The organism is Dickeya dadantii NCPPB 898 (assembly GCF_000406145.1).
In the GTDB taxonomy this organism is placed as follows: Bacteria; Pseudomonadota; Gammaproteobacteria; order Enterobacterales; family Enterobacteriaceae; genus Dickeya; species Dickeya dadantii.
In genome coordinates this window covers 4774535-4788002 of record NZ_CM001976.1, presented here as the reverse complement: position 1 = coordinate 4788002, position 13468 = coordinate 4774535, and the positions used below count along the sequence as shown (strand labels likewise).

At 56.1% G+C, this 13468-nt stretch carries 12 protein-coding genes; 10 read left to right on the top strand and 2 right to left on the bottom strand.

Annotated features, from left to right (window positions below; genetic code table 11):
- Nucleotides 1-277: 277 nt before the first annotated feature.
- Together DDA898_RS21475 and aegA are read right to left on the bottom strand one after the other, a co-directional pair.
- Nucleotides 278-811 carry a 4Fe-4S dicluster domain-containing protein gene (locus DDA898_RS21475; RefSeq protein ID WP_013320126.1) on the bottom strand — a complete coding sequence of 178 codons (534 nt, stop codon included), beginning with the start codon at nucleotides 809-811 and terminating at the stop codon, nucleotides 278-280.
- A complete protein-coding gene (aegA, locus tag DDA898_RS21470) occupies nucleotides 808-2811 on the bottom strand; it encodes a formate-dependent uric acid utilization protein AegA (protein ID WP_038912688.1) in 2004 nt (667 codons plus the stop codon). Before aegA ends, DDA898_RS21475 begins: the two co-directional genes overlap by 4 nt.
- 604 nt (nucleotides 2812-3415) lie before the next feature.
- On the opposite strand from aegA, the gene DDA898_RS21465 reads away from it, so the two are divergent.
- The 10 genes from DDA898_RS21465 (at nucleotide 3416) to arnF (ending at nucleotide 13461) form a co-directional block, all read left to right on the top strand.
- Complete coding sequence (locus tag DDA898_RS21465) at nucleotides 3416-4087, top strand: CsgG/HfaB family protein (RefSeq protein WP_013320124.1); 672 nt, start codon at nucleotides 3416-3418, stop codon at nucleotides 4085-4087.
- 18 nt (nucleotides 4088-4105) lie between these two features.
- Nucleotides 4106-4459: a DUF4810 domain-containing protein gene (locus DDA898_RS21460; protein WP_038912347.1), complete on the top strand. Its 354-nt coding sequence runs from the start codon at nucleotides 4106-4108 to the stop codon at nucleotides 4457-4459.
- A 3-nt stretch (nucleotides 4460-4462) separates the two neighbouring features.
- Nucleotides 4463-5122, top strand: coding sequence for a DUF799 domain-containing protein (locus DDA898_RS21455; RefSeq protein WP_038912346.1), 660 nt, complete (start codon nucleotides 4463-4465; stop codon nucleotides 5120-5122).
- Nucleotides 5123-6060: 938 nt separating this feature from the next.
- Nucleotides 6061-7203: a UDP-4-amino-4-deoxy-L-arabinose aminotransferase gene (gene arnB / locus DDA898_RS21450; protein WP_033112456.1), complete on the top strand. Its 1143-nt coding sequence runs from the start codon at nucleotides 6061-6063 to the stop codon at nucleotides 7201-7203.
- Nucleotides 7203-8186, top strand: a complete 984-nt coding sequence (gene arnC / locus DDA898_RS21445) for an undecaprenyl-phosphate 4-deoxy-4-formamido-L-arabinose transferase (RefSeq protein WP_038912345.1) — start codon at nucleotides 7203-7205, stop codon at nucleotides 8184-8186. The genes arnB and arnC overlap by 1 nt, the downstream gene beginning before the upstream one ends.
- A complete protein-coding gene (arnA, locus tag DDA898_RS21440; protein ID WP_038912343.1) occupies nucleotides 8183-10174 on the top strand; it encodes a bifunctional UDP-4-amino-4-deoxy-L-arabinose formyltransferase/UDP-glucuronic acid oxidase ArnA in 1992 nt (663 codons plus the stop codon). The genes arnC and arnA overlap by 4 nt, the downstream gene beginning before the upstream one ends.
- On the top strand, nucleotides 10171-11070 hold the full coding sequence (gene arnD / locus DDA898_RS21435; RefSeq protein ID WP_038912342.1) for a 4-deoxy-4-formamido-L-arabinose-phosphoundecaprenol deformylase: 900 nt from the start codon (nucleotides 10171-10173) through the stop codon (nucleotides 11068-11070). The genes arnA and arnD overlap by 4 nt, the downstream gene beginning before the upstream one ends.
- The gene (gene arnT / locus DDA898_RS21430) at nucleotides 11070-12728 is read left to right on the top strand and encodes a lipid IV(A) 4-amino-4-deoxy-L-arabinosyltransferase (protein ID WP_038912341.1); all 1659 of its coding nucleotides are present in this window, start codon (nucleotides 11070-11072) and stop codon (nucleotides 12726-12728) included. Before arnD ends, arnT begins: the two co-directional genes overlap by 1 nt.
- Complete coding sequence (arnE, locus tag DDA898_RS21425) at nucleotides 12725-13066, top strand: 4-amino-4-deoxy-L-arabinose-phosphoundecaprenol flippase subunit ArnE (protein ID WP_013320115.1); 342 nt, start codon at nucleotides 12725-12727, stop codon at nucleotides 13064-13066. The genes arnT and arnE overlap by 4 nt, the downstream gene beginning before the upstream one ends.
- Nucleotides 13063-13461 carry a 4-amino-4-deoxy-L-arabinose-phosphoundecaprenol flippase subunit ArnF gene (gene arnF / locus DDA898_RS21420; protein WP_013320114.1) on the top strand — a complete coding sequence of 133 codons (399 nt, stop codon included), beginning with the start codon at nucleotides 13063-13065 and terminating at the stop codon, nucleotides 13459-13461. The genes arnE and arnF overlap by 4 nt, the downstream gene beginning before the upstream one ends.
- Nucleotides 13462-13468 lie beyond the last annotated feature (7 nt).

Below are 13468 nucleotides of genomic sequence, written 5' to 3'. Positions count from 1 at the left end.
AAAAACCTGATAATTTTTAGTAGAATGACTGCTATGTGAAGTTGATTTCCGACGCAATGGTCAGACAAATATCTGTGCCAAAGAGGAACTGGCGGATAAATCGGCGATAATTATCCCTGCCCGAGCAGAATACTTCAAAAAGCACATTTTATTAAAACTGATTTTATTTTATTTGAAACAAAAATCGGGCTTACATCACATCATGTCAACAGGGCGCAGCGACACGGCCTGCGCCGCTTGCCCGTGAACGCGTCCTGGCATCACGGGCAATAAGGCATCAGCGCAAACGGATATCCGCGTGATGCCATGCGGAACGTTGCTGTTTTTCAAGAACCCGTTCGGTCATCGCCTGCGGCGTCACCAGCGTCAGCGCCGACGTTGGGCATACGCGTACACAGGACGGGCTGTCGGCGACGCCGATGCAAAGATCGCATTTATGGACTTCACTGCCTGATAGCGATGGGGCAGGCGTTTCATCATCGGATGGCCGCGTCACCACATTGATGGCGCCGAACGGGCAGGCGATTACGCAACTTTTGCAGCCAATACACCGCGACGAGATAACCTGAATGCTGTCTTGATGCTGCACCAGTGCATCGTGCGGGCAGACGCTGGCGCACGGTGCGTTTTCACACTGGTGGCACAACACAGGCGTGCTCACGTTAGCATTTTTAATTACTTTAAGGCGCGGAAAAAAATGCGATTTATGCAATTTTTGTTGGTTCCCGCCCGCGTGGGCGACGGCACAGGCGATTTCACAGGTGCGGCAGCCAATGCATTTGGCGGCATCCGCGATCACAAACTGATTCATGGCCGATTCTCCTGTTGAACCACCGCGTTGACCGGTAGCGACATGTCCTGGCTCTCCAGCCCCATAACCCGCAACATACCTTGTGCGGCCTTACGGCCATCGGCGATGGCGGTAACCACCAGATCGGCGCCACGTACCGCGTCCCCACCGGCGAACACCTGGGGATGGTTGGTCTGGCAAGGGAGCCGGTTGCCGGGTTGCGTGGTCGTGATGTGGCCCCAGCGATCCAGCGCGATATGAGCGTCCTGTAGCCATGGCATGCTGTGCGCCTGAAAACCGAACGCGGTGATCACCGCCTCTGCCGGCTGAACGAATTCGGAGCCGGGCACCGGTTTTGGCCGGCGGCGTCCGCTGGCGTCCGGTTCGCCCATTTCAGTACGGATCAGGCTGACGCCGCACACTTCTCCGTTATCATTCAGGCAGATCTTGAGCGGCTGTACGTTAAACAGAAATTCCACGCCTTCTTCACGGGAGTTTTTGACTTCCTTACGCGAGCCAGGCATGTTGGCTTCGTCACGACGATAGGCGCAGGTGACCGACGCGGCGCCCTGACGAATCGACGTGCGCAGGCAGTCCATGGCGGTATCGCCGCCGCCCAACACCAGCACTCGCTTACCCTGCATCGACACGTAAGGCTCATCAGGCAGTGCCGGCAATTCCATCACCCGCTTGGTATTGGCGATCAGAAACGGCAGTGCGTCGTACACGCCGGGAGCGTCTTCATTTTCCAGCCCGGCTTTCATCGAACGGTAGGTGCCGACGCCGAGGAATACGGTGTCAAACTCCGCCATCAACTGCGCCATGCCGATATCGGTTCCCACTTCGGTATTCAGACGAAACTCGATCCCCATGGCGCTGAAGATTTCCCGACGCCGGGTCAGCACTGACTTGTCCAGCTTGAAGGCCGGAATGCCGAATGTCAGCAGCCCGCCGATTTCAGGATGCCTGTCAAACACCACCGCCTGTACGCCGTGCCGCGCCAGCACATCGGCGCAGGCCAGCCCGGCCGGTCCGGCGCCGATGATGGCCGCCCGCTTGCCGGTGGGTTTGACCCGGCTCAGATCCGGCTGCCAGCCCATGCTCATCGCGGTATCGGTGATGTAGCGTTCGATGTTGCCTACGGTCACGGCGCCGTAGCCTTTGCCCAGCGTACAGGCGCCTTCGCATAGCCGATCCTGCGGGCAGACCCGGCCGCAAATCTCCGGCAGGCTGCTGGTGCGATGCGACAGTTCGACGGCGTCGAGAATGCGCCCTTCCTGCACCAGTTGCAGCAGTGCGGGAATGTTATTGTGCAGCGGGCAGGTCCATTCGCAGACGGCGTGCTGACCGCAGTGCAGGCAGCGGCTGGCCTGATCGAGGGTTTGTTCGGCGCTGAAGCCGTGATAGATCTCGCCAAACGTGGCCACCCGTTCTTCCAGCGGTTTTTTTACTGCATCCCGGCGCGGCCAGTTTTTACGCTTATCCAACGGGCGACAGGCTATCTCGGCAAAGGTAGGGATCGCGCGCATCGTGCCGGGTATGGCGGTTTGCGCCATCCGCAGCTGTTTTGTGCGGCGTTGTTCTTCTAGTGAGCGTTCACTTACGAGATGAAGCGCCTGAGTCGGGCAGGCTTCCACACAGGCCTGTCCTTCCGGACGACCAATGCAGAGGTCGCATTTGTGGGCGATGGCGCCCTGTGACTGGGTTTCGACGCTAATGGCGCCAAACGGGCACGCCAGCACGCAGGTTTTGCAGCCGATGCACTTTTCGGCGACCAGTTGAATGCCGTCCTGCTTTCTGACCAGCGCCTGGGTGGGGCACACTTTCGCGCAGGGGGAGTCTTCACAATGGCGGCAGGTCACCGCGGTATGCTGTTCTCCCTGATGAAACACCCTGATCCGGGGGTGAAAATCGTCCCTGTTTTCCGGATAACGCCCGTGATTATGGGAAATCACGCAGGCAATCTCGCAGGCATTACAGCCGATACAATCCTTCGCATTTGCGATAACAAACTGATTCATATCCTCTCCCGACATGTACAGCATGGGTGTGCGTATGACCCGCCGGTCATTTTCAGGCATGCCTTCATCAAATTAAGTAAGTGTGTGCTCACTTAATCAATGCGGGATGTCCGTTGCGATTACAGGCTGCGTTGCGCCGGAACTGCATGCCGGGCAGGCGAAAGATGACGAAACCAGCCTGAGCGGGTCACTCAGAAAGTGATTTTGGAAGGGGCCTGGTACCTGTCTCGTCAGGAGAAAAAATAACGATCCCCTCAGTTATTGGGGTTTATCCTAGCGACTAGAGTCGGCATGAATCTTGATATAGAACAGATAATATGGGGTAAAAATAACCAAAATTTTTCATGCAGTTATCAAAAAAGACAAAAATAGCCTGATATAGCAATACGTAGTGAAAGTTTTATTAATCGAAAAAGGATAGTGAGAATCTTTATGTTTTTTCAGGATATTTAATTTAGTTTTAGATGTGAAATATGTGGTTACTTATCTTAACGTTAAGCATAATAGTTCCCGCCGTTGGCTGGATGCCGGTGTTATCAGGCATTTACCTCATTCATGGGAAACGCTGACCGGTATAACAATAAATTGAATAAGGGATTGGTCTATGAATAAAAAGGTTGTTTTTTGTTCTATGGTCATTACCGCCACCCTGTTGGGCGGATGTGCCACTGAATCTTCACGTACCGTGGAAACACCTAAAGTCGTGTCCTACAACACGCCTTATCAAGGCGTCCGCAGCCCGATTTCTGTTGGGAAATTTGAAAACCGCTCCAACTATATGAACGGCATTTTCTCCGATGGTGTAGACCGTTTGGGAAATCAGGCTAAAACCATTCTTGTCAGCCATCTACAGCAAACCGGCCGCTTTAATGTGTTGGATCGCACCAACATGGATGAGCTGAAAACGGAAGCAGGTATTAAAGGCCAGGCGCAGACATTAAAAGGTGCCAATTACGTTGTTACTGGGGATGTAACTGAATTTGGTCGTAAGGAAGTCGGCGATCAGCAACTGTGGGGCATTCTGGGTAGAGGCAAATCACAGATCGCCTATGCCAAGACCACACTGAATATCGTGAATGTTCAGACATCCGAAGTGGTGTATTCCGTTCAGGGCGCGGGTGAGTATGCGTTGTCCAACCGTGAAGTTGTCGGGTTTGGCGGTACCGCCAGTTATGACTCGACGCTGAATGGCAAAGTGTTGGATTTGGCGATTCGCGAAGCGGTTAACAATCTGGTTGCGGGTATTGAAAGCGGCGCATGGCGCCCATCGAATTAAGTGAATGGGAAAATAATAATGTTATTCAATAAAAAAACACTGCTGTTGTTGGCCGCAACTTTATTGGCAGGATGCGCTTCCGAACCTAAGACCATCTATAGCTGGGATAATTATCAGACTACACTTTATCAATATTATCAGCAGGATAAAACCAGTCCTGAGGAGCAGATTGCTTCTTTGCAGAAGTCAGTAGAAGTTGCCAAATCACAAAACAAGCCGGTTCCCCCAGGATTACATGCCCAACTGGGCCTGCTGTATGCCAAAACAGGCCGCGGTGTTGATGCTCGTCAGCAGTTCGAGACGGAAAAATCATTATTCCCTGAATCCGCCCCTTTCATGGACTTTCTGTTGAGCAAGAATAAAGGAAAATAACCAATGAACCGTTTTTTAGCATTAATCAGTCTGATGGGTGTGCTGGTTCTTACTGGCTGTGCCAAGCCGCAACCTTATGATTATACTTCATTCAAGCAGAGCAAACCGAGAACTATTCTGGTATTGCCGCCGCTTAACCATTCTCCGGATGTAAAAGCTGGGACTAGCTTTCTTAGCCAGGTGACTTACCCGTTAGCAGAATCAGGGTATTACGTGTTGCCGGTTGCCGTGACGGACGAGACCTTTAAGCAGAATGGTCTGACAACGGCTCAGGATATTCATGCCGTTAGCGTAGCGAAATTGCACCAGATTTTTGGAGCGGATGCGGCTCTGTATATTGATATCACTGACTATGGCTCAAAATACATGGTCATAAATAGTGAAACTCGTGTGACAGCCAGTGCGCGTTTGGTGGATTTGCGCAATGGTAAGGAGCTATGGAAAGGCAGTGCGACCGCTTCCTCCAGCGAACAGCAGTCGAATTCTAACGGCGGCATTGTTGGTTTGCTGGTTCAGGCTGCCGTTACACAGATTGCTAACACTATCACCGATAAAGGTCATGATATTGCAGGTATCACTAGTGTGCGTTTGCTGACAGCTGGTGGACCTTCTTCTCTGCTGTATGGCCCGCGTTCACCGATGTACGGGAAAGAAGCTAAATAATTATATTATTTCCTGGGCTGATAACGAAAAACCGTCCATTGCAACATGGACGGTTTTTTTACTTTTTATGCATACCGTTTCCGATCTTTTGCACCCAAAATGACCGCCAACCCGGTTGCCATATCAGAAAACCTTACTATGCTTTGTTCATGATAATTAAAGAATATGAGAGAACCGCGGGGTGAGCGGCGGCCAGTGATGGGCAAGAAATAACCTTTATATCCGCGCACTATTTCATAGCAAGATAAGTAGTTTTTATGAATAAGATTTATTTCCGCGTTGTTATTTTTTAATAACATTGCAAGAAATCGTAATTCTTTTCTTGTTTTGATGTCAGTGTGATTGCTGTCACGAAAAAAATCTTATTTTTCGTGTGTTTATATACGGATGAGGATGGATGAATGTTTGCGGCTGAACACCATTTTATTGATGATGGGTTTAAACATAGCTTGCTATTCTTCTCGCGGATTGAACATCAGTTAAAAAGAAGCATCTTAATATTCAACTAAGAAATCTTCGTTATGCTCATCTGCCAAGATTAGATGAACAACATTATTGATGGTCATATTACTGTCATTAATTGCTTTTCTACTTATCCTTCGCAAGGACTAAGGAGCGGTTTTCCCTGACGTATTTATCCCCAGATCCGATTCCGATGGCGGGACGGCGATGTTAGCAGAGTGTATATACCCAAAATAATTCGAGTTGCAGCCAGGCGGTAACCGGGTGCATCTTCAGGCGCTTACATGAGTAAGTTGCCGTGATTGACAACGCTGCCGGGAACTGCGTTGAGCGCGGTTTGCTGCGGCCCCGCAGGGCAAGACCCATGAACGGGCCGCGTAATGAACCAACGCCCCTGCAACTTGAGCTATGACGGGTATAAAGATTTATCTCGCCACACCAATAATCATCGATTTAACCTGAGAGTGAATTTTTACATGGCTGATTTTCTACCTTTCTCGCGCCCCGCGTTAGGTGAGGAAGAACTTGCCGCGGTTGGGCAGGTTCTTCGTTCCGGATGGATTACCACTGGCCCCAAAAATCAGGAACTGGAGCAGCAGTTCGCCGTGCTGACTGGCGCGAAACACGCCATTGCGGTCAGCTCCGCGACCGGCGGCATGCATGTCACCCTGATGGCGCTGGGGATTGGCGCAGGCGATGAGGTGATCACACCGTCGCTCACCTGGGTTTCCACCCTGAACATGATTGTGCTGCTGGGCGCCGAGCCAGTGATGGTAGACGTGGACCGCGATAACCTGATGGTGACGCCGGAAGCGATTGAAGCGGCCATTACTCCCCGCACCAAAGCCATTATCCCGGTTCACTACGCCGGCGCGCCGGCGGATATTGACGCGATTCGTGACATCGGTCGCCGTCACGGCATTCCGGTGATTGAGGATGCCGCCCACGCCGCGGGCACCTACTACCGCGGCCGTCACATCGGCGGCGAAGGCACGGCGATTTTCTCCTTCCACGCCATCAAGAACATGACCTGCGCTGAAGGCGGTCTGGTGGTGACGGACGACGACGCGCTGGCCAACCGCATTCGTAGCCTGAAATTCCACGGTCTGGCGGTAGACGCGTTCGATCGCATGGTGCAAGGGCGCGCGCCGCAGGCGGAAGTGGTTTCGCCGGGCTTCAAGTACAACCTGCCGGATATCAGCGCCGCTATTGCGCTGGTGCAATTGGACAAGCTGGCCGCCAACAATGCGCGCCGTGAAGCGCTGGCGCACCGTTATCTGCAAAAGCTGGCCGCCTTGCCGTTCCAGCCGCTGACGTTGCCGTCATGGCCGCACCAGCACGCCTGGCATCTGTTTATCATCCGGGTGGATGAAGCGCGTTGCGGCATCGATCGCGACGGGCTGATGCAGGCGTTGAAAGATCGCAATATCGGCACCGGCCTGCATTTCCGCGCCGCTCATACCCAGAAATACTATCGTGAGCGTTTCACCAATCTGCACCTGCCGAATACCGACTGGAACTCGGCCCGTATCTGTTCTCTGCCGCTGTTCCCGGATATGCGCGACGAGGATGTGGATCGCGTAGTGGATGCCTTAACCGAACTGGCGGGGAAACGCTGATGTCAGACATGGAAGCAATCAATAAAGTCTCGGTGGTGATTCCGGTTTTCAACGAGCAGGAGAGCTTGCCGGAGCTGATTCGCCGTACCACCGCCGCCTGTGATCAAATGAACCGCGATTATGAAATTCTGCTGGTGGACGACGGCAGCAGCGACAATTCGGCCGCGTTGCTGACCGAGGCGGCGCAGGCGCCGGGCAGTCATGTGGTCGCGGTGATTCTCAACCGCAACTACGGGCAACATTCGGCGATCATGGCCGGGTTCAGCCATGTGTCCGGCGACCTGATCATCACGCTGGATGCCGACCTGCAAAACCCGCCGGAAGAGATTCCCCGGCTGGTGGAAACGGCGGATCAAGGGTATGACGTGGTGGGCACCATCCGCGAAAATCGTCAGGACAGCTGGTTTCGTAAATCCGCTTCGCGCATGATCAACCACCTGATTCAGCGCACTACCGGCAAGGCCATGAACGATTACGGCTGTATGCTGCGCGCTTATCGCCGCCATATCATCGACGCCATGCTGCATTGCCATGAGCGCAGCACCTTTATCCCGATCCTCGCCAATACCTTTGCCCGCCGCGCTACCGAAATTATGGTGCATCACTCCGAGCGCGAATTTGGCGATTCCAAATACAGCTTCATGAAGCTGATTAACCTGATGTACGACCTGGTGACCTGCCTGACCACCACGCCGCTGCGTTTGCTGAGCGTGGTGGGCAGCGTGATTGCGCTCTCCGGTTTCACGCTGGCGCTGCTGCTGATTCTGCTGCGCCTGTTTTTTGGCGCGGCCTGGGCGGCGGACGGTGTGTTCACGCTGTTCGCCGTGCTGTTCTCTTTTATCGGCGCCCAGTTCGTCGGTATGGGGCTATTGGGGGAATATATCGGACGAATCTACAACGATGTCCGCGCCCGTCCCCGCTATTTTATTCAACGTATTGTTGGCAATGATCCACGATCTTCTGAACAGGACAATGAAGAATGAAAGCTGTTGTTTTTGCCTATCATGATTTCGGCTGCGTGGGACTCCGCGCGTTGGTAGCAGCGGGCTATACCGTGGAAGCGGTGTTTACCCACGCGGATAACCCGGCGGAAAATCAGTTCTTTGGATCGGTAGCCCGCACCGCGGCGGAACTGGGCATCCCGGTATTTGCGCCGGAAGACGTTAACCACCCGTTGTGGGTGGAACGCATCGCCGCCATGTCGCCAGACGTGATTTTCTCCTTCTACTACCGTCACTTGCTGAGCGACGCCATTCTGCAGAGCGCGGCGCACGGCGCCTACAACCTGCACGGTTCGCTGCTGCCGCGCTATCGCGGCCGTGCGCCGTTGAACTGGGCGCTGGTCAACGGCGAAACCGAAACCGGCGTGACCCTGCACCGCATGGTGGCGCGCGCCGATGCCGGCAATATCGTGGCGCAGCAGCGCGTGGCGATCGACGAAAGCGATACCGCGCTGAGCCTGCACCGCAAGCTGCGTGATGTCGCCGACCAGTTGCTGAAAGACACCCTGCCCGCCATCGCCGCCGGTAAAGCGAATGATATTCCGCAGGATGAGAGCCAGGCTACCTACGTGGGTCGCCGTACCCCGGAAGACGGGCGTATTGAATGGCAGAAGCCAGCGCGTACTCTGTATAACTTGGTGCGTGCGGTAACCGAGCCGTGGCCGGGCGCGTTCAGCTTCGTCGGCACGACGAAATTCATTATCTGGCAGGCGAAAGTGCGTACTGATTTCGCCGCCGCCAAACCGGGCACCGTGCTGAGCACCTCGCCGCTGGTGGTCGCCTGCGGCAGCGATGCGCTGGAGATTGTCACCGGTCAGGGCGACAACGGTATTTATCTGCAGGGTGCGCAACTGGCCCAAAGCCTGGGTCTGGTGACAGGCGCTATCCTCAACAACTCGCCGGTGGTGAGCGTTAAACGCCGCACCCGCGTATTGATCCTCGGGGTGAACGGCTTTATCGGTAACCACCTGACCGAGCGTCTGCTGCAGGAAGACAACTACGAGGTGTTCGGCCTGGACATCAGTTCCGATGCTATCGAGCGTTTCCTCGGCAACCCGCGTTTCCACTTTGTGGAAGGGGACATCAGCATTCACTCCGAGTGGATCGAGTACCACATCAAGAAATGTGACGTGGTGCTGCCGCTGGTCGCTATCGCCACCCCGATCGAGTACACCCGTAACCCGCTGCGCGTATTCGAGCTGGATTTCGAAGAAAACCTGAAAACCATCCGCGACTGCGTGAAGTACAAAAAACGCATCATCTTCCCGTCCACCTCCGAAGTATACGGCATGTGTACCGACCCGGTGTTCGACGAAGACAACTCCAACCTGATCGTTGGGCCGATCAACAAACAACGCTGGATTTACTCGGTGTCCAAACAGCTGCTGGACCGCGTGATCTGGGCTTACGGCGAAAAGGAAGGACTGCGCTTCACCCTGTTCCGTCCGTTTAACTGGATGGGGCCGCGTCTGGACAACCTGAACGCCGCGCGTATCGGCAGTTCCCGCGCCATCACCCAGTTGATCCTGAATCTGGTGGAAGGGTCGCCGATCAAGCTGGTGGACGGTGGTCGCCAGAAACGCTGCTTTACCGATATCAAAGACGGCATCGAAGCGCTGTTCCGTATCATCGAGAATAAAGACGGCGTGTGCGACGGCCAGATCATCAACATCGGCAACCCGGACAACGAAGCCAGTATTCGCCAGCTGGCGGAACAACTGCTGGAGAGCTTTGAGAAGCATCCGCTGCGTAATCAGTTCCCGCCGTTTGCCGGTTTCCGCGAAGTGGAAAGCAGCAGCTACTACGGTAAAGGCTATCAGGATGTGGAACACCGCAAGCCCAGCATCCGCAACGCCAAACGCCTGTTGCACTGGCAGCCGACCATCGAGATGGAAAAAACCGTGGCGGAAACGCTGGATTTCTTCCTCCAAACCGTTGAAACCGGCCGATTCAGTCAGGACAGCGAATGAGAAAAGTAGGGTTACGGATCGACGTTGATACCTGGCGCGGCACGCGGGTGGGGGTGCCCCGCCTGCTGGAGTTGCTGGACGTCTATGGCGTCCGGGCCAGTTTTTTCTTCAGCGTCGGGCCCGACAACATGGGGCGCCATCTTTGGCGCCTGATTCGACCGGTGTTCTTGTGGAAGATGCTGCGCTCGCGCGCGGCATCGCTGTATGGCTGGGATATCCTGCTGGCGGGCACCGCCTGGCCGGGCAGGGTGATCGGCCGCGGTTTGCCGGAGCCGATTCGCGCGGCGTCCCGGCAGCATGAAGTCGGGCTGCACGCCTGGGATCACTTCGCCTGGCAAACCTGGGCCGGGGTGTGGGATCAGGCCAAAATGGAACAGCAGATCCGGCTGGCCTATGACGCGTTGCAGTCGATCACCGGCGAGCCGGTAGTGTGCTCGGCGGTGGCGGGCTGGCGCGCGGATCAAACCGCGGTGGAAGCCAAACAGCAGTTTGGTTTTCACTACAACAGCGATTGCCGCGGCACCGCGCCGTTCCGCCCGCTGCTTAACGACGGCAGCACCGGTACGGTACAGATTCCGGTCACGCTGCCCACCTGGGATGAAGCGGTCGGGCGGGAAACCAACGCCGCCGACTTCAACCGCTATATTTTGGATAAAATCCATCAGGATCAGGGTACGCCGGTCTATACCATCCATGCCGAAGTGGAAGGCATTGTGATGAGCGATCAGTTCAGCGAACTGTTGGCGCTGGCGGAGCAGGAGGGCATTCGCTTTTGTCCGCTTAGCGAATTGCTGCCGGAAGATACCACTACATTGCCGGTCGGGCGCGTGGTGCGGGGTTCCCTCGCCGGACGCGATGGCTGGTTGGGATGTCAGCAGACCGTGGAGGCGGCCTGATGAAATACGCACGTCAGACAACGTTGTGGCTGGTGTTGTTACTGCTCTACTACTTCATTCCCCTCAATGGTCGCCTGTTATGGCAACCGGATGAAACCCGCTACGCGGAAATCAGCCGGGAAATGCTGGCGGGCGGCAACTGGATTGCCCCGCATTTTCTGGGGATTCGCTATTTTGAAAAACCGATCGCCGGTTACTGGGTGAATAACATCGGCCAGTGGCTGCTGGGCGACAATAACGCCGGCGTGCGCGCCGGCGCGGTGTTCTCCATTTTGCTGACCGCGGCGCTGATTTACTGGCTGACGCAGCGATTGTGGCAGCAACGGCGTACCTCGCTGCTGGCGGCGGCTATCTATCTGAGTTGCCTGCTGGTGTACGGTATCGGCACCTATGCGGTGCTCGATCCCATCGTCACCCTGTGGCTGGCGGCGGCGATGTGCAGCTTCTGGGGCGCGGCGCAGGCCGCCACCCGCGGCAGTAAAATCGGCGGTTATTTGCTGCTGGGCGTGGTGTGCGGCATGGGCTTCATGACCAAGGGCTTTCTGGCGCTGGCGGTGCCGGTGATTGCGGTGCTGCCGTGGGTTGCTCTGGAGCGGCGCTGGAAAGAGGTGCTGCTGTACGGCCCGCTGGCGATTGTCAGCGCGGTGGCGGTGTCGCTGCCGTGGGCGCTGGCGGTGGCGCGTCAGCAGCCGGATTTCTGGCACTATTTCTTCTGGGTCGAGCATATTCAGCGCTTCGCCGATTCCGCGAATGCCCAGCACAAAGCGCCGTTCTGGTACTACCTGCCGGTGTTGATCGCCGGGGTGCTGCCGTGGCTGGCGTTGTTGCCGTCGTCGCTGTTACAGGGCTGGCGCGAGCGGCGTCAGGAGAGCGGCGCGTTCTACCTGCTGGGCTGGGTGGTGATGCCGTTCCTGTTTTTCAGCATCGCCAAAGGCAAGTTGCCGACGTACATTCTGCCCTGCTTCGCGCCGCTGGCGATCCTGATGGCCAGACGCGCCACCACCTTGCTGAACCCGCGCCTGCTAACCATCAACGGCTGGATTAACCTGGCGTTTGGCCTGCTGTGCGCGTTGATTGTAGTGCTGGTGCTGGCGCCGTGGGGGCTGTCGCATCGTCCGCTCTATCAGCCGCAGGAAACCGTCAAGGTGGCGCTGGGCGTCGTGGCGTTCCTGTTCTGGGGGCTGGTCGGCTGGTGGACGTTGCGCCATGCGGCGGCTCGCTGGCACTGGGCAGCGGTCTGCCCGCTGGGCATCGCCCTGTTGATTGGCATGGCGATCCCGCAGCGGGTGATGGAGAGCAAGCATCCGCAGTGGTTCCTGCGTGCGCCCGAGGTTGAATCCCGTCTGTCGCAGAGTCGTTATATTCTGGCGAACAGCGTGGGCGTAGCCTCTGCCGTTGCCTGGGAACAAAAACGCGGCGATATCCTGATGTACGATAATCAGGGTGAACTGGAATACGGCTTGTCGTACCCGGACAGCGCCAGTCGCATGGTGCCGGCCGATGCGTTTGCCGATTGGCTGGCTACGCATCGCCGCGAAGGCAATGTATCGCTGGTGCTGATCTTCTCTTCGGCGACTGATCCGATCACCGGCGTACCGCCGGCGGATTACACTGACCGGAAAGGGCGAGTCGCCTTATTGTGGTATCGTCAGCAATGACCAATTACCTGCTGATTCTGCTGGTCAGCCTGTTGACCTGCGCCGGTCAGCTTAGCCAGAAACAGGCCGCCAGCTGGCAGAGCGGCGGCCGTTCACGTCGCGCTCACATTGTGTTGTGGATGGGGATAAGCCTGCTGTTGCTGGGGCTGGCGATGGTGTTGTGGCTGGCGGTGTTGCAGCGGGTGGCGGTAAGCGTGGCGTATCCGATGTTGAGCCTGAATTTTATTCTGGTGGCGTTGGCGGCGCGCTGGCTGTGGCGGGAAGCCATCAGTCTGCGTCAGTCGGTGGGTATTGTGCTGATTGTTGTCGGCGTAATCTTGATGGGAGGGATCGCGTGAAAGGCTATGGATGGGCGTTGCTGAGCGTGTTGCTGGTCAGCGCAGCACAACTGTCGATGAAATGGGGGATGTCTCAACTGCCCTCGCTGACGGAGCCACTGCCGTTTATGTTCGCCATGCTGGTGTTACCAGTCGCCGCCGCCGCGGTACTGGTGGGGCTGGCGGCGTATGCTTTCTCGATGCTGAGCTGGTTTAACGCCCTGCGTTTTTTGCCGTTAAGCCGGGCCTACCCATTGCTGAGCCTCAGTTACGTGCTGGTGTGGGGGCTGGCGGTGGCGCTGCCGATCTTTCCCGACACGTTCAGCACCGGCAAGCTGTTGGCGATCGCGCTGATTATTGCCGGCGTATGGCTGGTGTGCAGCCGGCAGGCTTCACAGCTGGATGACGAGCACTGATATTCAC